The following is an 18828-nucleotide window of genomic DNA, read 5'->3' as shown; positions in this document are numbered from 1 at the left end:
GAGAAGCGGGGTTCGTGCCACGCTTCGCCTATCCGTGCCCCGACTGTCGAACGACGACGAACCTCCACGGCCCGGACTGCCGGTTCGACGGGGAGCCGTGGACGGACATCGAGAAAGCGTATACCGACATCGTCGCGGTGCTCTCGGCCGATTCGGTGACGGAGGAGGAACTCCGCGACGCGGTTCACGGCCGTTGGAACGCCACACACGTCGCGGCGCTCGACCGCCTTCGTCACGAAAAGCGGGTCGTGGAGAGCGACGGAACCTTACGCCTCCTCACCGCCGACGAGTTCCGAGAGACCGTCTCGGAGCCGAGCTTCGAGCCGATGCGGACGATTTACGAGAAGGGAAGCGTTCCGGGCTGTCACGACAACGCCGTCTTCGCCATGATCGCGTGGTACGAGATGGTCGGCCTGTCGTGGCCCGAGACGCGCGAGAACGTCGTCGAGTGGCTCCACAAGAGCGGAACGTGGGGGCGCGGCGGGTTCGAGGAGTCCTCGCCGGAGGAACTGGTCGAAACCAAGCGTCACGTCTACGAGGCCGGGTACGGGTGGAAAGAGAAGGCCCAGTCGGCGAAGGCGGTCATCGACCGGAACCTGTAGAAGCGAAAATCGAATCGAGTCGTTTTTCCTCAGTCGCTCTGGATCCGCGGCGCGAGCATGTAGGTCACGTCACCCATGCCTTCCGCGATTTCGAAGTGAAGTTTGACGGGGAACTCCTCGCCGAGGTCGATGGACACTTCGCCGTCGTTCGGGATCGCCTTGTTCATGTCTTTGAGATAGTCGAGGCTGAACAGGGAGTGGGCGGGACCGGTCGTGAGGTCGATGAGGTCGTCGCGGTCGAGTTTCAGGTCGACGTTGTCGGTGTCGCCTTCGGCTTCGACGTAGAATATCTCGTCGTCCTCGTTCACGCCAAGGGCGATGTGGTCGGAAACCATGTCGGCGGCTTTGACCGCGCGGTCGATGTCGGACCCTTCGACGACGATGGTCGCCGAGAGGTCGAGGTCCGGGATGTCTGGTTCTTGGCGAATGGAATCGGGGTCGATGAGCGCGAGCGTGTATTCGAGTCCGTCGATTTTAATGTGGAGTTTGCGCGTCTCTTCGTCCAACTCCATCTCGATGAGTTGGTCGGAGCTGGCCATGCCAGCGATGCTTTCGAGACGGTCGAGGTTGACGCCGAGGACGCCTCCGTCAGCCTCGTAGGATTCGAATGCTTCGGAATCGAGTTGGAGGTCCACCATTCCGACGTTGGCCGGGTCCACTGCCTTGATGGTGAGGCCATCCTCCTCGAGGTGGATTTTGCATTCATCCACCAGAACGCCCACGGAATCGATCGTCGTCCGGAGCGTATCCGCGCTCACGATAGCCTTGAACATGTTGGTGATTCCTATGAAAGGGTGGCATAAAAAGTCACCCGTTCGCGCGCGCGAGGTGCCGTGCAGAAACAACGGACATCGGATAGGAACCGGGAACGGCCGGTGTTTAACTCACCGCAGTCTCCCGATTATTACAGAAGATAATACAAAGATTTTTGATAAACGTTTTACGCTAGAAGGTATTCTGAACGTATATGTCGCAGGAGTGGCGGCCGGAAGAATACACGCTCGACGAAGACGACCCTCGATGGGGAGTCTGTAATTACTGTAAGAAGAAGGTCTTCGTCGGTGGCAAGAACAAATCGGATCTCATTCGGCATCAGGCCGAGTGTGAGTATCGAGACGGGTAGTTTCCCGTCGGCGAATCATTCATTTTGGTCGTAACGGCCAGCGGCGGGGCGACGAACGAAGGGCGTAAACATCCGCGTAGACAACCGTCTCACAACGAATGGCCCGTAAAGACCACTACTACAACAAATCAAAGCAGCAAGGCTACCGCTCGCGGGCGGCCTACAAACTCAAGCAGTTGGACGAATCCGCACACCTCCTCCACGAGGGCGAGACGGTCGTGGACCTCGGGGCGGCCCCCGGCGGTTGGCTCCAAGTCGCCGCCGAGGAAGTCGGCGACACCGGCACCGTCATCGGGGTCGACCTGCAGCGGATCAAGGACATCGACGGCGTGGAAACCATCCGCGGCGACATGACCGAGGAGGAAACCCAAGAGGAGGTCATCGACGTCGCCGGGTCCGCCGACGTCGTTCTCTCGGACATGGCACCGAACATGACCGGCGAGTACAGCCTCGACCACGCTCGCTCGGTGTACCTCGCCCGACAGGCGTTCGAGACGGCGCTCGAACTCCTCGATTCCGGCGGCGACTTCGTGGTCAAGGTGTTCCAGGGACCGGACTTGGACGACCTGCGCGAGGACATGGAACCCGAGTTCGAGTACGTTCGAACCATGAGTCCCGACGCCTCGCGCGACGAGTCCTCCGAGGTCTACCTCGTCGCCCGGAAACGCCTCACCGCGCCCGTCAGACCCGGCGACACCCTCGAAGTGACCATCGAAGGTGTGGGGAGCGAAGGCGACGGCGTGGCGAAAGTCGAGGAGTACACGCTGTTCGTTCCGAACACCGAGGAGGGAGAGACGGTCGAAATCCGCGTCGACGACGTGAAACCGAAGTTCGGCTTCGCACAGCGATTGGACCGAGACTGAAGTCCGCGTTCAGTCGGCCGAACTCGGCACCCTACTTGCGGCCGTTTGCGACCGGAGGAAACCGACGACGGCGTAGACGAACGGGGTGTCGAGCAGCGCGACGAACAGTTTGAAGACGTACTGGCCGACGATGAGCGAGAGGATGACGTTCTCCGGGAGTATCGGCCCGATACCGGCGAAGCGGGGGAGCGCGTAGAACGCGACGCCGACGAAAATGACGGTATCGATTGCCTGACTGCTCGCCGTGGACCCGATGTTGCGAGCCCAGAGGTGGTCGCCGTCGGTGAGGTCGCGGATTCGGTGGAAGACGATGACGTCCCAGTTCTGACTGACGACGTAGGCACAGAGGCTTCCGACGACGATGTTCGTGCTCGCGCTGAGGACGGTGCGGAACTTGGCGGGGTCCACGCTGTTCTGTGCGGCGGGCGCTTCGATGGTGGACCAGACGAGCACCAGCATGACGAATATCATGACGAAGGCGACGTTGACGAGTCGCTGGGCCGCCTTTCGTCCGTACACCTCGGCGTAGCAGTCGGAGGCGAAGAAGGTCAGCGCGTAGGCCAGCGCCGCCCCCGGAAGGACGAGCGCGTCGCCCGTGATCGGCAGGGTGAGCGGAATGGTGAACTGGAGCACCTTCGCCGCCGTGAGCTGTGCCGTCACGAGCGCCGTCACGAACAGCGCGGTGAGGCCGAGTTGCCCGGTGGCCAGTACTGAGTGAGCGTCCCGCCGCTCAGTCATCTTCAAGTCTCCCGTGCCGTTCGTCGATTTCGTCCAGAATGTCCAGCATCTTCCGAATCGAAGCTCGAATCGCCTCGCTCCTGTTGACGAACTTACCGTCGTCGCCCACGTGGTCGTCCAAATCCGAGAGGAGTTCGTCGGGCACTTCGACGCTTATCTTGGTCATACCGGGATATTCCGGGAGGAATACTTAAGCCCAGCGTCAGGCGCGTCGGCCGCCGAGCGTCCCTATCCAGAGGACGCTCAGTCCGAAGATGTACGCGACGGAGACGGGGATGGCGACGAGGAACATCGTGTAGAGGCTGTCGGGGGTCACCAGTGCGGCGACGGCGAAGACACCGATGACGATGCCGCGCCAGTATTCGAACATCGACTTGAACGGGACGATTCCGGCCCAGTGGAACAGGAACATCGTCACCGGTACGTCGGCGAGCAACCCGATGCCGACCGTGGTGAGGAACACGAGCCAGAAGAACGCCTTCACTCGGTAGTAGATGAGCATGTCGGCGTTGTGGGCGTCGGTGACGAGCCACGAGATGATGTTCGGGGCGACGATGGTGTAGCCGACGTAGCTCCCGACGATGAGTCCGACGAACAGCGTGCCGCCCCACAGGAAGAACACGTTGCGGTTGCCCCTGACGAGTTTGCGCTCCTTCATCGCGGGCCAACTGTAGTAGAGCACCATCGGGAGCACCGACACGGCGGCGAGCAGGGTGCTTATCTTCACCTCGAAGATGAGCGCCTCGACCGGGTGCAGGGTGACGACGTTGAGCTGTTGACCGTTCGCCAGTATCGACTGTGGCACACGGCTCGTGAAGTCGCTGTTGATGTCGCCGATGCCGCCCTGGTACAGGTAGACGAACACGCTGGCGAGCACGAGCATGAACACGCCGACGATGCGGAAGAACTTCGACGTGAGACTCTGGAGGATGAACGCGAAGTCGTAGTAGTAGCCGCCGATGTCGTCCTCGGTCGTCTCGTCTTCCGTGAACGCGTTCGTCATGCCCGCGGCGGTGCGCTGGAGGACGTTGCCCTCTTCTTGGGCCTCTTGGCTCGGTTGCTGGGCGACGTCCTCGGCGAGCGGTGCGCCCTCGGCCTCGCGGACCTCCTGGTCCGCTTCCGCGGCTTCCGCTTCCTCTTCTTCTTCCTCGGCGTTCGCTTCGTCGAAACGGTCGAAGATGGCCTGTGCCTTCTCGGGTTGGTCGGCCTCCATCGCGGCGCGGGCGTAGTCGAGCGATTCGCCCTCGTCCATCTCGGTGAACACTTCGGGCGGAGCGGCTCGAACCCCGGCGGCGTCGAGCTGTTCGATGTCGATCGCGGCCGGTGCGCCACTGCGCTGCTGGCCGACCGCGGCGTTCGCTTCGAGCGAGACGAACAGGTAGTAGAGAGCGGCGACGACGAGCGCGACGACCGCGACCGCTCCGGCGACGAGGAGGAGGGCCGTCCCGCGCGGCATGCCCAGCGCCTCCTCGATGGGGGAGAACGCCGCGGGTCGGAACTCGGCCGGGAGTGCTGGGAGCAGTTGGCTGTTCACGTAGCTGACCCCGGCTCGGCTGAAGAAGAGGTACGTCGCGCCACCGGCGATGAGCGCGATACCGAGGAGGTAGTTCCACCGCTCCGCCACCGATTTTCTGATGCTCACCTTGCTGCTCCCGCGCTTGATGGTGACGAGGATTTTCGACAGATAGAGACTGAATCCGTAGAGGATGACGAGCGGAATCGCCCACATAACCTGCGTGAACGGGTCCGGTGGGGACGCGACCGCGCCGAAGACGAAGATGATGAGGATTGCGTAGCGCCACTTGTCGCGGAACGTCTCGTATTTGACGATGCCCGAGTAACTGAGGCCGCTCATGATGAGCGGCAGTTCCGCGGCCAGACCGAACGAAAGCGAGATGATGAGGACGAACTCGGTCCACTGCACGATACCGTACTTCGGGCTCAGGTTCGCCTGCACCGCGTTCTTGGCGAGGAACTGGAACATCAGCGGGAGATAGACGGAGTACCCGTAGGCCAGTCCGCCGATGAACAGGGCCGCCGCGAGACCGACCAGCGGGATTATCTTCCAATAGGAGATGGAGAACTCGGGATACCATTCGCGTTGCCGAATCGAATCACGACCGAGATAGAGCAAAACGGGGATAGCGAGAATAATACCGGAGAACATCGCTATTTTCGCTTGGAGGAGAATGACGTCGAACGGCGTCACCGCGACGATTTCGACGTGTTTCATCACTGTCTGTGACATCCCGGAGGTCGTCACGTCGCGCAGGAACGGCCACACCACCATCGACATGGCGTAGAACATGCCGATGAAGCCGAGAACGAATACGATGAAGACTTTCTGCAGGTGCGTCTGTGCCGTCGAAAGCATCGCTCCGATGGTTTCTCGCCCGGAAGCGACGGTGTTGGCGGTATCCTCGTCGATGAGACTGTTCCCCGAGGTAGACATTGCTTGGGAATGGTAACCCCCTGCCAGTTATCAATCTTCTCGTCTCGCAAGATGAAGAAAGCCTATAATAACTCGGCTGCTTATCCCCGGGTGAATGGGCGAAGAATCGGAGGCGACGGCAGGCAGTAATATATCGAAGGTTCCGGCGTCGGAAGAAGCGCCGGAGCCGCCGGACGAGAACCTGTACGCGCCCGAGGACCCGGAGCCAGCAGTCGAGCGGCCGAGCCAGCCGATGGACGACGAGGAGATGCCGCTCGCCGACCACGTGGAGGAGATGATAAAACGGCTCGCCATCGTCCTCGTCATCGCTGGCGTCGTGAGTCTCATCACCCTCCCGTTCGCGGATCACGTCATCAACTTCCTCTGGAATCAGATTCTGCCGGTCGGTCCCGAAACCCGACCACGGCTCTACGCGCCGCTGGCACTCGTGATGACGAAACTCAAGGTCGCCAGCCTCGCGGGTCTCATCATCGCCCTCCCCGTCATGGTGTACGAGACGTACCTCTTCATGCGCCCCGGTCTCTACCCGCACGAGCGTCGATACTACCTCGCGGCGGTGCCGACGAGCCTCGTCCTCGCGTTCGTGGGCGTCAGCTTCGCGTACTTCCTCATCCTCCCCGCCATCTTCACTTACTTCCTGTCGTACACACAGAGCGCGAACGTCGCCGTCGCGTTCGGTCTGACGAAGACGTTCAACCTCATTCTGATGATGATGGGCGTGTTGGCCGTCGTCTTCCAGATTCCGCTTCTCATCATGCTCGCCATCATGATGGGCCTGACGACGCGCCAGTGGATGGCCAACCGACGGCTGTACTTCTGGGGTGCGTTCGCCGGATTCGCGTTCCTGTTCAGCCCCGACCCGACCGGGATGGCCCCGTTCCTCGTCGCCATCACGATGGTCGGCCTGTTCGAAGGCACCTTGCTCCTCCTGAAGTGGACGGGCAAGTGACGGTTTTGAACCGTTCTCTCGTCCTCCTCGAATATTCGGAATCACACAATGGCACCTTTCGATGTTCGTAACCGGGTTATAACTAAGGGAGTTTGTCTCCAACGGAGCGGTAGCGTTCGTGCCTACCCTTAGCTCGCGTGCCAGCAGCTACAGACCGCAGTTCGCGTGCCAGCAGACTGCCACCCTTCGGGTGCGAACGCCCGACGCTGCTTTCTACTGACCACCGGTCGGATACTCCGTGCTAAACACGTCTTCGACCAGCGGTTCGCCTTGCGGTCCCGACTCGCGCGCATCGCCGTCCGCTTGCTCGCGGGTCGTCCCTCCCCCTCGCCGTTTGATGCCTCGTCGACATCGCCTTCCGGACTTACACTCCCGGTTCGATAGCCGTGCAAGTCGAGCGTGACGTGTTCGAATCCGAGGTCCGTCAGGTGGTCCCGTGCGGCGCGAACGAACTCCTCGTCCAGCGCCCGCGACAGCTCGTCCTCGCCGATTTCGATGCGCGCCAGTCCGTCGTGGTCGCGGACGCGGAACTGGGTGAACCCCCACTGGCGGAGCACCGTTTCGGCGCGTTCGATTCGGGAGAGGCGTTCCTCGGTCACTTCCAAACCGGTCGGGATGCGCGAGGAGAGACATGCCATCGCGGGTTTGTCGGCGACGGAGAGGTCGTACGCTTCCGCGATTTCCCTGACCTCGGCCTTCGAGATGTCGTGTTGGAGGAGCGGCGAGTAGGCGTCCAACTCCTCGACGGCGCGGAGGCCGGGGCGGTGCCCTGCGGATACGTCGTCGGCGTTCGTCCCGTCGCAGACGATATCGATGTCGAGTTCGGCCGCCTTGTCGAACATCGCACCGAGGCGCATCGTCCGGCAGTGATAACAGCGGTCGTCGCCGTTCTCGACGAAGTTCGGGTCGTCCAACTCGCTGAACTCGGCGACGACGTGGCGGATTCCGATTTCGTCGGCGACACGATTCGCGTCCCCGAGTTCGGCCTCGGGCAGGGTTTCGCTCTTCGCGGTGCACGCGACGGCATCGTCCCCCAGCGCATCGTGGGCGATAGCGGCGACGACGCTCGAATCGACCCCACCGCTGAACGCGACGAGTACGCCGTCGCGCTCCGCGAGGTCTGCCTTCGCGGCGGCCAGTTTCTCCTCGACGGTTGGCATACTTCGTGATTGTTGCGAACGGGCAAAAGCGCCTCGTCACGCGTCCGTGTCGTCGCAGTTCGATTCGATTTCGACGCTCCACTTCGGGTGCGGAACCGTCTTTTCACCGATGCACGTCGGGAACGTTTTTTATGTATGACGCAATATCACGGAGCGAATGGACCTTGAGGCGGTACCCGGCGTCGGTGCGAAGACCGCGGACGCGCTCGCGGAACTCGACGACGCCGAGCGAGCGTTGGAAACCGGCGATGTCGCCACGTTGGCGCGAGCGCCGGGAATCACGGAAGGGCGGGCCGCTGCCATCGCGCGCGGTGCCATCAGGATTCGACACGACGACGACGGCGGCTTTCTCGCCACCGACAGGGCGCGGGAGTTGTACCGAGACGCCCTCTCGCTCGTGAAAGCGCGGGCCGTCACGACGCACGCGAAAAAGCGTCTCGAAACGCTGTATCCCAGTTCCGCCGCATCCAGAATCGAGGAGGTACAGGCGTTCACGCGTGGGGCGATGGAACGAACGCCGACGGCGGACGTTCGGGCGGCGTTGGCCGACGTCGAACCGCTCTCGGCCCCGCAAGGCGTTCGGGTTACCGACCGCTGTCTGGCGACGACCGACGCCGAGCGGTACGCGAAAGCGCGCGAGGTGATTCCCGAACTGCCGGTCGAAGTCGTGGAGGACACGCGGGAACTGGCGGAACTCGCGCGCGGATACTCCACCGTCGTCGCGCTGGACGAGGCGTTCGCGGGCGTCACCATCGACGGAGACGTTCGCGTCGAACCGGGTGCGCTGGAAACCCCGGCGGAACTCGTCCCCGAGCGTCCGCTCGCCTTCTTCGCCGCGAATCGGGACACCCTGCTCGCCGCCGCCGAAGTCCATCACGTCGCGGGGATGGACGCGCCGCTCGACATCGACGGATTGGAGTCCGCACTCGCCCGCGTCACCGCGGATGGCGGGGTGACGGGCGACGACGAACTCGCTCGGTTGACGGATGCCATCGCTGACTTGGACGCCGCCGTCTCGATGGCCGAAAACGTCGCCAACGACCGACTTCGGGAGGCGATTCGGGAGCGGGACGTGACCATCGAAGGCTCCGACCTGCTCTCGCTGGTCGAGCGCGGTGCGGGCGTCGATTCGCTCCTCTCGCGCGAGTTGGGCGACGAGTACGATGCCGCCGTCGAGGCCGCCCGCGAGCATTTGGTCGAGACGCTGGCGCTGGACGCCGGTGAAACCGAACTTGCACGGCAGGCGTTCCCGGAGGACCCGACGTTTCCCGTGGAGCACGACGAGAGCGTGATTTCGCGGCTCCGTGAACAACTGGAAGCCGAAAAGTCGCGGCGGGCGGCGCGACACAAGCGCGAACTCGCCCGCGAACTCGCGGACGAGCGCGAGGCGGCGGAAGAACTCGTTCGCGCCGCGCTCGAACTGGACGTGGAACTCGCCGTCGCCCGGTTTGCCAGAGACTTCGAGTGCGTCATGCCCGACTTCGACGGTGACGGGTTCGACATCGCGGCCGGGCGCTCCCCGTTGCTCGACGTGGAGTTCGCCGCCGTCGAACCGGTCGATTACGGCGTCTCGGGCGTGGCCCTCCTCTCGGGAGTCAACAGCGGCGGGAAGACGTCGACGCTTGACCTCGTGGCGCTCGTCGTCATCCTCGCCCACATGGGCCTGCCGGTTCCGGCGGACTCGGTTCGCTTGCGACGATTCGAGGAACTGCACTACCACGGCAAGACGCAGGGGACCCTCGACGCGGGGGCGTTCGAGAGCACGCTCCGGGAGTTCGCGGCTCTCGCCGACGGACAGGCGGGCCGCCTCGTGCTCGTGGACGAACTCGAAAGTATCACCGAACCCGGCGCGAGCGCGAAAATCATTGCGGGGATTCTGGAGGAGTTGGGCGAGCGCGACGTGACCGGCGTCTTCGTCTCCCACCTCGCCGACGAGATTCGGGACGTGGCGCGGTACGACGTGGCGGTGGATGGCATCGAAGCCAAAGGACTGGTCGACGGCGAACTCGTGGTAGAGCGCTCCCCGGTCAAGGACCACCTCGCTCGTTCGACGCCCGAACTTATCGTGGAGAAACTGGCCGACGGGGGAGAAAACGGGTTTTACGAGCGATTGCTGGAGAAGTTCGAGTAGCCCGACAGCCAGAACTGTTACTTACGAGTGTGCCGTTCCCGTTTGTGCCCCGTCGAGGGGGAGGAGAGATATAATATGGCACACCAGTTCGAATGTACGCAACAGGATTGTGACTTTATGGTACGGGCCGACGACGAGCAAGAAATCGTCGATATGGTGCAGGAACACGCCCGAGAAAAGCACGGTATGTCGATGGACCGAAACGACGTCCAAGGCGCGATAGAGCAAAGCTAGTCGCTCAAACGGCGGTTCATCGGCTCTTTTGTCTCTGGCGAAGGATTAAGTAGCTACGGGAGCGTGGTGAAAGTGATGGCAGACGACCCCGAGGAGGGGATGTTGTCGTGGGACGAGTCGGTGTTCCGCGAGGAGCACGTCTTCGAAATCGACTACGTTCCGGAGACGTTCAAACACCGCGAATCCCAGACACAGAGCCTACAATACGCGCTTCGGCCAGCAGTTCGCGGGTCGCGTCCACTCAACGTCATGGCGCGCGGACCGCCGGGGACTGGCAAGACGACCTCCGTACAGAAACTGTTCGACGAACTGTCGGCCCAAACCGACGTTCGGACGGTTCGCGTCAACTGTCAGGTGGATTCGACGCGATACGCCATTTTCTCGCGCATCTTCGAGGGGATATTCGACTACGAACCGCCGTCCAGCGGCATCTCGTTCAAGAAGCTGTTCCGCCAAATCACGGACAAACTGGTCGAGGAGAACGAGGTGCTCGTCGTCGCGCTGGACGACGTGAACTACCTGTTCTACGAGGGCGAAGCCTCCGATACGCTCTACTCGCTCCTTCGCGCTCACGAGGCCCACAGCGGGGCGAAAATCGGCGTCATCGTCGTCTCCTCCGACCTCAACCTCGACGTCATCGAGGGACTCGATACCCGCGTCCAGAGCGTCTTTCGACCCGAGGACGTGTACTTCCCGGTCTACGACCGACAGGAGATCGTCGATATCCTCGGCGAGCGCGTCAAGCGCGGCTTCCACGAGGGCGTCATCGGCCCGGACGTGCTGGAGCGCGTCGCCGAACTCACCGCCGAGAGCAGCGACCTTCGCGTCGGCATCGACCTCCTCCGGCGGGCGGGCCTGAACGCCGAGATGCGCGCCAGCCGAACCGTGAGCCTGCAGGACGTGGAGGACGCCTACGAGAAATCCAAGTTCGTCCACCTCTCTCATAGCCTGCACGCCTTGAGCGAAAACGAGGTCGCGCTCGTCCGCGTCATCGCCGAACACGACGGCGAACAGGCTGGCGAGGTGTACGACGTGTTCCACGAGGAGACCGACTTGGGTTACACCCGATATTCCGAAATCATCAACAAGGTGGACCAACTCGGCATCATCGACGCCACCTACACCAACGTCGATGGTCGCGGGCGGTCGCGGTCGCTGTCGCTGCGATATGACCCCGAAGCCGTGTTGGCGCGGTTGGACGACTGAGACTTCGGCCGGTTGGTTCTTTTTTCGTGTGTTTCGACTGTCGTAGAACCGTCGGGTATCATGCAAGCGACCTTCTCAAGTACCTCGAATCCTTACGAAAGATACCATGAGCGACACCCAGTCCGGCCCGCTTCGACCGGACAACCCGGACGCCGAAACCGATTTTCGAGTTGACGCGCCGTTCGACCCGGCGGGGGACCAACCCGAGGCCATCGAGCAGTTGGCCGAGGGGTTCGACGAAGGGATGGAGAAACAGACCCTGCTCGGCGTCACGGGGTCGGGGAAGACGAACACAGTTTCGTGGACCATCGAGGAGGTCCAGAAACCGACGCTCGTCATCGCGCACAACAAGACGCTGGCGGCGCAGTTGTACGAGGAGTTCCGGAACCTCTTCCCGGACAACGCGGTGGAGTACTTCGTCTCCTACTACGACTACTACCAACCGGAGGCCTACGTCGAGCAGACGGACACCTACATCGACAAGGACGCGTCCATCAACGAGGAGATAGACCGCCTTCGACACTCCGCGACGCGCTCCCTGCTCACTCGGGACGACGTTATCGTGGTGGCGTCCGTGTCGGCTATTTACGGCTTGGGTGACCCGCAAAACTACGAGGACATGCGCCTGCGACTGGAAGTCGGCGAGGAAATCGGACGCGACGAACTCCTCGCCCGTCTCGTGGACTTGAACTACGACCGGAACGACATGGACTTCACCCAGGGTACCTTCCGCGTCCGGGGCGATACCGTCGAAATCTTCCCGATGTACGGCCGCTACGCGGTTCGCGTCGAACTCTGGGGCGACGAAATCGACCGGATAGTGAAGATAGACCCGCTCGAAGGCGAAGTCAAATCACAGGAACCCGCCGTACTCGTTCACCCGGCGGAACACTACTCGATTCCCGAGGAGACGATGGCGGAGGCAATCGCCGAAATCGAGGAGGATTTGGAGCGCCGAATCCGCTACTTCGAGCGAAACGGGGACTTGGTGGCCGCCCAACGAATCGAGGAGCGGACCACGTTCGACCTCGAAATGATGAAGGAGGCGGGCTACTGTTCCGGCATCGAGAACTACTCGGTGTACTTCACCGAGCGCGAGGTCGGCGACGCGCCGTACACCTTGCTGGACTATTTCCCCGACGACTTCCTCTGCGTCATCGACGAATCTCACCAGACGGTGCCCCAGATTCGGGGCCAGTTCGCGGGCGATAAGTCGCGCAAGGATTCGCTCGTGGAGAACGGCTTCCGACTCCCGACGGCCTACGACAACCGCCCGCTCACGTTCGAGGAGTTCGAGGAGAAAAGCGCGAAGACGCTCTACATCTCGGCGACGCCCGCGGACTACGAACGCGAGCAGAGCGAGCAAATCGTCGAACAGATCGTTCGCCCGACGCACCTCGTGGACCCGAAGGTCGAAGTCGCCGACGCCTCCGGTCAAATCGACGACCTGATGGCGCGCATCGACGACCGAATCGAGTGCGACGAGCGCGTCCTCGTCACGACGCTGACGAAGCGGATGTCCGAGGACTTGACCGAGTATCTGGAGGAGGCGGGCGTCGCGGTCGAGTACATGCACGACGAGACGGACACGCTCGAACGTCACGAACTCGTTCGCGGACTCCGGTTGGGCGAGTTCGACGTGCTCGTCGGCATCAACCTGCTCCGCGAGGGGTTGGATATCCCGGAGGTGTCGATGGTCGCCATCCTCGACGCCGACCAGCAAGGGTTCCTCCGCTCGGAAACCGCGCTCGTCCAGACGATGGGCCGCGCGGCCCGGAATGTCAACGGCGAGGTGGTCCTCTACGCCGACGAGGTGACGGACGCGATGGAGAGCGCGATGGACGAAACCGGACGGCGGCGTCGGATTCAACGGGAGTTCAACGAGGAGCACGGCTACGAACCACAGACCATCGAAAAAGCGGTTTCCGAGGCGAACCTGCCGGGAAGCAAGACCGACACCGGCGGCGTCACCCGCAACGCGCCGGAAACGGACGAGGAGGCGCTCGAACAGATTGCCCAACTCGAAGACCGGATGGAGGAGGCCGCCAACAATCTGGAGTTCGAGCTCGCGGCTGACATCCGCGACCGGATTCGAGAGTTGCGCGAGGAGTTCGACGTGGAGACGGAGATCGGCGGCGTCGAACCGGAGCGTGGGGAGTTCTAATCCGGAATTCTGCCTCATCGTTCCTCGATATTTTCCCGAACATCAACCTTTTTCAGTGTAACTGTGCGTGTAGCAGTCACGATGTCACGATTACATGGAGCGACCGCACCGTGTCGGTTTTCGGATGTTTCCGGCGAGACCAATCGCGTTCGATACGCGCCGTTCCCCAACGAGGGTGTTAGCTGAGGATGTCGCTTCCGCTAGGATTCTCGCCGACCGGGTTGGCTTTCTTCGTTCTGCTGACCTTCCTCATCGCGACGACGGTCAACACGTTCGCCATGGAAGCGGCGGTACTGTTCACGCCCGCGTTCCTGTTCGTCTATCCGGAACTGGTTCCGGCGTTCCCCGACCTCGCGTTGCAGGGGGCTATCGGACTCGCGCTGTTCGTCGAACTGTTCGGGTACACGAGTAGCGTCTCGGCCTACTGGTTCCGCGGACAGGTGGATTGGACCGTCGCCAAAGCCGTCCTCGCGGTCAGCGTGCCGGTCGCAATCGTCGCCAGAGCGGTGTCCTACTTCGTCCCGTCCGCCGCGCTCAAAGTGCTGTTCGGCGGGATGTTGCTCGTGCTCTCTTTCGTCCTCTATCTCTCACATCGGGACGGAAAATCGCTCGGCGACTTGGTTGACGCGAGCCGACTCTTTGGAGATTCGTCCCGAATACGGACGGACGGTGGAACACCGGACTCCTCCCAGTTCGACCGGTTCGACCGCACAATCGCGGGCGTCGGCGGGGCGATGGCTGGCCTGGTCGGTATCGCCATCGGCGAACTCGCACAGACCCTGTTGACGGTCCGAAAGAACGTGTCCATCCGCATCTCCACGGGGACGAGCGCGCTCATCCTGCACGGAACCATCGTGTCCGCGCTCGTTGCGAACCTCCTTCTCCTGCGCTACGCGCCCGAATCGTTCAGCGGTCACAACTTCACCGTCCCGTTCGAGTTTGGACTCGTCGCCGGGGTGACCTGCGCTGTCGGCGGTCAGACGGGTGCGTTCCTCAACAGTCGCGTTCCGGAACACCGGACCGTGCAGACGATGACGGTCGTCTACTCCCTCGTCGGCGTGTTCACTCTCGTCCGCGTGTTCGTCCTCGGCTGACGCCCTTCGAAGTGAATTTCGGTCGAATCAGTTCGATTCCGGTTCGACCTTTTCACCGATATTCGCGGTTTCGACCGCCTCGGTGTCGATTTCGGAAAGCGTCTCCTCGATGTCGTCCAACCCGAGTAGTTCGCGCGTCTCGGGATCGAACTCGTTCGATTCGAGGAACTCCGCGCCGTCGCGCACGTCGCTGCCGGTGAGGTGCTTGCCGTAGCGGCCGACGAGCGAGGAGAGTTCTTGCGGCAGGACGAACGTCGTGGATTCTCCCTCGCCGATGGTTTGGAGCGTCTCCATCCCCTTCTCGACGATGGCGCGTTCGCCCATCGACTGGGCGGATTTCGCGCGGAGAACTATCGACACCGCATCCCCTTGCGCTTCCAGAATTTGGCTCTGTTTCTCACCTTGCGCGCGGATAACGTTCGACGCCTTCTCGCCTTCCGCCCGCTCAACGGCACCGCGGCGTTCACCTTGCGCTTCGAGAATCATGGCGCGGCGTTTCCGCTCGGCGCTGGTCTGCTGTTCCATCGCGTTGACGACGGCGCGGCTCGGCATCACTTCCTGCACTTCGACGCTCTCGACGCGAATGCCCCACTCGTCCGTCGGCGGGTCTATCTCCTCGCGGATTCGCCGGTTGATGACGTCACGGCGCGAGAGCGTCTCGTCGAGTTTCATGTCGCCGATGACGGCCCGGAGCGTCGTCTGTCCGAGGTTGGCGACGGCGCGTTCGTAGTTGTCAACGCCGAGAAACGCCCGCTCGGGGTCCATCACGCGAACGTAGAGGACGGCATCCGCGACGACGGGCGAGTTGTCTTGCGTGATCGCTTCCTGTTTCGGCACGTCGAACACCCGCGTTCGCATATCGAATCGTCGCGTAGCGCTCACGAACGGCGGGATGAAATGGATACCGGGGTCGAGCAGTTTGCGGTACTCCCCGAAAACGGTCAACGCGCGCTTTTCGTACGGACCGACGATTTCCACGGCGCTGTTCACCGTGGCAATCGCGAGGGCGAGCAGGAGGAGCCCCGCTATTGCCATCGTGTCGAGAAACGGGAGGGCAAGAAAGAAGAAGACGGCGAAACCGATGGCGAAGAGGGCTTTCCCTGCATTCATCCTCGACGTCGCTTTGCCGAGGGTGTAGAAGGGCTTATCCATACTACCCGATAGTTGTTCAGTTCGCATAACAGTTCCCACCGCGTCCGTCCCGAATCGAAGTGTATAATCGAATTTGGATTATATCAAATCGGTTTCGAGGGATAGAGTTAAACCCGGAACCGGCGCAGTATCCGGTGCATGATAGTCGTCGAAAACAGATTGTTCGTCGCCGAAGAGTACGCGGACCAGTTCGTCGAGCGGTTCCGAAACAGCATGGGTGAAGTGGAGTCCCAGCCCGGTTTCGTCAAGTTCGAGTTGCTGACTCCCGCTCGCCCCGACACGGATTCCTACGTCGCACAGACGTACTGGGAGTCGATGGCTGACTTCGAGGCGTGGACCGACACCGACGCGTTCCGCGAGGCGCACGCCGACCGACCGCCGAGGGAGATGTTCACCGACAAGAACCAACTGGAAGTGCACGAAGTTTCGTTCGAGCGGACGGGCGAGTAGTCGAGGTTCGTCTCTTCTGACGCTCTTTTCCGCCCGACGCACGTCTCACAGCCAGCGCTCGATCCCTCTCGACGTTCGACTCACAAGCGGCGTCGTAACGCCGTCACCGTTTTTTCACCGATACCGTCCACGTCCCGGAGTTCGGCGTCGGAGGCCGCGCGAATCCCGTCCAGACTCCCGAACCGTCGGAACAGTTTTCGACGCGTCTGGGGTCCGACGCCGGACACGTCGTCCAAGGCCGTCGAAACGTCGTCGCGGAGCGTCTGGTGGTACTGCACCGCGAATCGGTGCGCCTCGTCGCGCACCCGCTGGAGGACGTGGAGGTGTGGCGCGTCGTTCGGCCAGTTGTAGGTACCGTTCGGCGTGACGACGATTTCCTCGGCTTTGGCGAGTCCGACGGCGGGCACGTCCCAGCCGACGTCCGCCAGCGCTTCGCGCGCGGCGTCGAGTTGACCCTCCCCACCGTCGATGAGGAGCAGGTCGGGGTCCGGTCGTTCATCGCGGCCTTCGACGGCCCGTTTGGCCCGCCAGCGAACGAGGTCGTGCATGTTCGCGTAGTCGTCGTTCTTCTCGGTCAGCTTCTTCCGGCGGTAGTCGCGCTTCTCGGGCGACCCGCCGACGAGGACGACGTTGCTCCCGACCACCGACGACCCCTGCGCGTGGCTCACGTCGAAGCCCTCGATTCGCTCGGCGGACGGGAGGGAGAGCGCGTCCGCCAGCGCCCGGAGTTCGTCCGGGTTGCCCGCCCCCCTGCGGGCGTTTTTCAGCGCCAAATCTACGAGCGTCGCCTCCCGACCGGCACCCGGAACGCGAGTTCCGACGCCTTCCGCGTCCAACCAGTCGAGCACGTCCGCGTCGTCCGGTCGCTCGGAGAGCAACAGCGCGTCGGGCAACTCGCGTTCGGCGTAGAACTGCGGGATGAACCCGCCCAGTACCGCCGCCGCGTCGTCTCCGTCCGGCACCGACAGCGAGTGGTGGTCGCGGTCCACGAGTTGGCCGCGTTCGCTATGCAACCGGGCGACGGTCGCCCGTTCCCCCTCGACCGCGGCACCGAGCACGTCCACGGTTCGCTCGTCCGTCCGTGACGAAATCGCGCCCGCATCTCCACCGTGGAACGATTCGACGGCTTCGAGTCGGTCCCGGAGGTTGGCCGCCCGTTCGAACTCGCGGTTCTGGGCGGCGGCCTCCATCTCGCGGCGGAGCGGGCGCGCCAACACGTCCACCTCGCCGCCCAGGAACCGCTCGACGCTCTCCACGTCGCCGAGGTACGCTTCCCGGCCGATTTCGTTCGTGCACGGCGCGGTACAGAGGCCGATGTCGTGGTCGAGGCACGGTCGGTCGCGGTTGGCGAACTTGTGGTCCGAACAGCCGCGGATGCCGTACGTCTCCCGGAGCGCCTTGACGACCGTTTCGACCGTCGATTTGTTCGTGAATGGGCCGAACACCGTCGCCCCCGTGCGGTCGGGGTCACGGGTGATCTCTATTTGCGGAAATTCGTGGCCCGTCACCTGCACCAGCGGGTAGGATTTGTCGTCCTTCAGGCGGACGTTGTACCGCGGCTGGTAGCGTTTGATGAGGTTCGCTTCCAACAGGAGCGCCTGCGTCTCCGTGTCCGTGACGGCGAAATCGAGCGCGTCGGCGCGTTCGACCATCCGTCCGATGCGGTCGCTCCGCGGGTCCGCGTACGACCGAACCCGTGCTCGGAGGTCGACGGCCTTCCCGACGTACCGAACCGTTTCGCCTTCCAAAAACTGATACACGCCGGGTTCGCGCGGCAGTTCGCCCGCACGCTCCCGAACGGTGGCCGCGTCCATCGATTTCGACTAGTCGGCGCTCGGCTTTGAACTTGTCCCTACCGCCGCCCGAATCCGACGGGCGGCGTCTTTCGCCTCGTCGCCATTTACGGGCACGCGAATCGGGTCCCGACCCGCACGTTCGATTATCAGTTCCTCCGACCGAGTAGTGACGTAGAGGGCGCCGAAGACGGCGGCGGCGAGCAACAGCACCCCACCGACTGGAAGTAGCACGCTCGTGAGTAGGGTGAACGCGCTCACCATCATGCCGACCATCTGCTGGAGACCGAGAATAACGTCTCCCTCGGTCGGTGTCGTTCCGTCGAGGTTCGTGAGCAGACCGCTGCTGTTGAGCAGGTAGCCGCAGCCAACGAGAAGTAGGCCGTAAACGAAGCTCCTGACGCTCCACGAGAGGTAGTCGGGCTTTCCGGCGGCTTGGACGCGAGCGTCGAGAACGTTCGGTCGGTCTTCGTGGTCGAACCGTCTCTCACCCCCTTCGGGCATGAACGCGAGTAAACGATGGCTCGTCACCGCGATTCGTGCACCTTCCAACTCTATTTCCTCCTCTATTTCTTCACCCGCAAAGAGCATGTCGAGCAGGCGGTCGTCGGACGCCTGTGACAGCGGGGACTGTTCCATCGTTTACCGAGACAATCACTGCGATAAATAAGGTTGTGGCTGGGAACTCGCTCGTCAGATACAAATTCGAGACTCGCA

18 protein-coding genes are annotated in these 18828 nt (G+C 62.6%); 10 read left to right on the top strand and 8 right to left on the bottom strand.

The annotated features are described in order from the left end of the window. The first annotated feature begins 14 nt into the window (after positions 1-14). On the top strand, positions 15-602 hold the full coding sequence (locus BG842_RS07535) for a hypothetical protein (RefSeq protein WP_069450293.1): 588 nt from the start codon (positions 15-17) through the stop codon (positions 600-602). A 29-nt stretch (positions 603-631) separates the two neighbouring features. On the opposite strand, the gene BG842_RS07530 is transcribed toward BG842_RS07535, so the two are convergent. Further along, the gene (locus BG842_RS07530; RefSeq protein ID WP_007976444.1) at positions 632-1375 is read right to left on the bottom strand and encodes a DNA polymerase sliding clamp; all 744 of its coding nucleotides are present in this window, start codon (positions 1373-1375) and stop codon (positions 632-634) included. Positions 1376-1569: 194 nt separating this feature from the next. Between BG842_RS07530 and BG842_RS29665 the strand changes: the two genes are divergently transcribed. Both BG842_RS29665 and BG842_RS07525 read left to right on the top strand, forming a co-directional pair. After that, entirely contained in the window at positions 1570-1725 is a 156-nt protein-coding gene (locus BG842_RS29665; protein ID WP_007976446.1) for a hypothetical protein, read from the top strand. 98 nt (positions 1726-1823) lie between these two features. After that, complete coding sequence (locus BG842_RS07525) at positions 1824-2588, top strand: 23S rRNA (uridine(2552)-2'-O)-methyltransferase (protein WP_007976447.1); 765 nt, start codon at positions 1824-1826, stop codon at positions 2586-2588. A 9-nt stretch (positions 2589-2597) separates the two neighbouring features. Here BG842_RS07525 and BG842_RS07520 read toward each other — a convergent pair whose 3' ends face one another. Genes BG842_RS07520 through BG842_RS07510 form a run of 3 tightly spaced genes read right to left on the bottom strand, consistent with a single transcriptional unit; the run spans position 2598 to position 5778 of the window. Beyond that, positions 2598-3326 (bottom strand): queuosine precursor transporter, encoded by a 729-nt coding sequence (locus BG842_RS07520; protein ID WP_069450292.1) that lies wholly within the window; start codon positions 3324-3326, stop codon positions 2598-2600. Further along, positions 3319-3492: a ribbon-helix-helix domain-containing protein gene (locus tag BG842_RS07515; protein ID WP_007976451.1), complete on the bottom strand. Its 174-nt coding sequence runs from the start codon at positions 3490-3492 to the stop codon at positions 3319-3321. The genes BG842_RS07520 and BG842_RS07515 overlap by 8 nt, the downstream gene beginning before the upstream one ends. A gap of 36 nt (positions 3493-3528) precedes the next feature. Next, positions 3529-5778: a twin-arginine translocase subunit TatC gene (locus BG842_RS07510; RefSeq protein ID WP_069450291.1), complete on the bottom strand. Its 2250-nt coding sequence runs from the start codon at positions 5776-5778 to the stop codon at positions 3529-3531. 94 nt (positions 5779-5872) lie between these two features. On the opposite strand from BG842_RS07510, the gene BG842_RS07505 reads away from it, so the two are divergent. Further along, positions 5873-6727 (top strand): twin-arginine translocase subunit TatC, encoded by an 855-nt coding sequence (locus BG842_RS07505; protein WP_007976453.1) that lies wholly within the window; start codon positions 5873-5875, stop codon positions 6725-6727. A 128-nt stretch (positions 6728-6855) separates the two neighbouring features. On the opposite strand, the gene larE is transcribed toward BG842_RS07505, so the two are convergent. Continuing rightward, complete coding sequence (larE, locus tag BG842_RS07500; RefSeq protein ID WP_394327463.1) at positions 6856-7887, bottom strand: ATP-dependent sacrificial sulfur transferase LarE; 1032 nt, start codon at positions 7885-7887, stop codon at positions 6856-6858. A gap of 157 nt (positions 7888-8044) precedes the next feature. On the opposite strand from larE, the gene BG842_RS07495 reads away from it, so the two are divergent. The 5 genes from BG842_RS07495 (at position 8045) to BG842_RS07480 (ending at position 14716) form a co-directional block, all read left to right on the top strand. Next, positions 8045-10018, top strand: a complete 1974-nt coding sequence (locus BG842_RS07495) for a DNA mismatch repair protein MutS (protein WP_069450290.1) — start codon at positions 8045-8047, stop codon at positions 10016-10018. 75 nt (positions 10019-10093) lie between these two features. Next, the gene (locus tag BG842_RS27315; RefSeq protein ID WP_007976456.1) at positions 10094-10252 is read left to right on the top strand and encodes a DUF1059 domain-containing protein; all 159 of its coding nucleotides are present in this window, start codon (positions 10094-10096) and stop codon (positions 10250-10252) included. Between the two features lie 75 nt (positions 10253-10327). Then, positions 10328-11458, top strand: a complete 1131-nt coding sequence (locus BG842_RS07490) for an ORC1-type DNA replication protein (RefSeq protein ID WP_069450289.1) — start codon at positions 10328-10330, stop codon at positions 11456-11458. A 106-nt stretch (positions 11459-11564) separates the two neighbouring features. After that, the gene (gene uvrB, locus BG842_RS07485; protein WP_069450288.1) at positions 11565-13622 is read left to right on the top strand and encodes an excinuclease ABC subunit UvrB; all 2058 of its coding nucleotides are present in this window, start codon (positions 11565-11567) and stop codon (positions 13620-13622) included. Between the two features lie 188 nt (positions 13623-13810). Then, positions 13811-14716, top strand: a complete 906-nt coding sequence (locus tag BG842_RS07480; RefSeq protein WP_069450287.1) for a sulfite exporter TauE/SafE family protein — start codon at positions 13811-13813, stop codon at positions 14714-14716. A 27-nt stretch (positions 14717-14743) separates the two neighbouring features. Here the strand turns inward: BG842_RS07480 and BG842_RS07475 are convergent, their stop codons facing one another. Continuing rightward, positions 14744-15751, bottom strand: a complete 1008-nt coding sequence (locus tag BG842_RS07475; RefSeq protein WP_254662978.1) for an SPFH domain-containing protein — start codon at positions 15749-15751, stop codon at positions 14744-14746. Positions 15752-16006: 255 nt separating this feature from the next. On the opposite strand from BG842_RS07475, the gene BG842_RS07470 reads away from it, so the two are divergent. Further along, positions 16007-16318: an antibiotic biosynthesis monooxygenase gene (locus BG842_RS07470; RefSeq protein WP_069450285.1), complete on the top strand. Its 312-nt coding sequence runs from the start codon at positions 16007-16009 to the stop codon at positions 16316-16318. Positions 16319-16398: 80 nt separating this feature from the next. Here the strand turns inward: BG842_RS07470 and BG842_RS07465 are convergent, their stop codons facing one another. Further along, entirely contained in the window at positions 16399-18132 is a 1734-nt protein-coding gene (locus BG842_RS07465) for an excinuclease ABC subunit C (protein WP_069450284.1), read from the bottom strand. 9 nt (positions 18133-18141) lie between these two features. Further along, positions 18142-18750, bottom strand: a complete 609-nt coding sequence (locus BG842_RS07460) for a hypothetical protein (RefSeq protein ID WP_069450283.1) — start codon at positions 18748-18750, stop codon at positions 18142-18144. Positions 18751-18828: the final 78 nt, after the last annotated feature.

The sequence above is a fragment of the Haladaptatus sp. W1 genome (genome assembly GCF_001723155.1).
Taxonomy (GTDB): domain Archaea; phylum Halobacteriota; class Halobacteria; order Halobacteriales; family Haladaptataceae; genus Haladaptatus; species Haladaptatus paucihalophilus.
The sequence above is the reverse complement of the archived record's forward strand: the minus strand, read 5'-3'. Positions and strand labels throughout refer to the sequence as shown.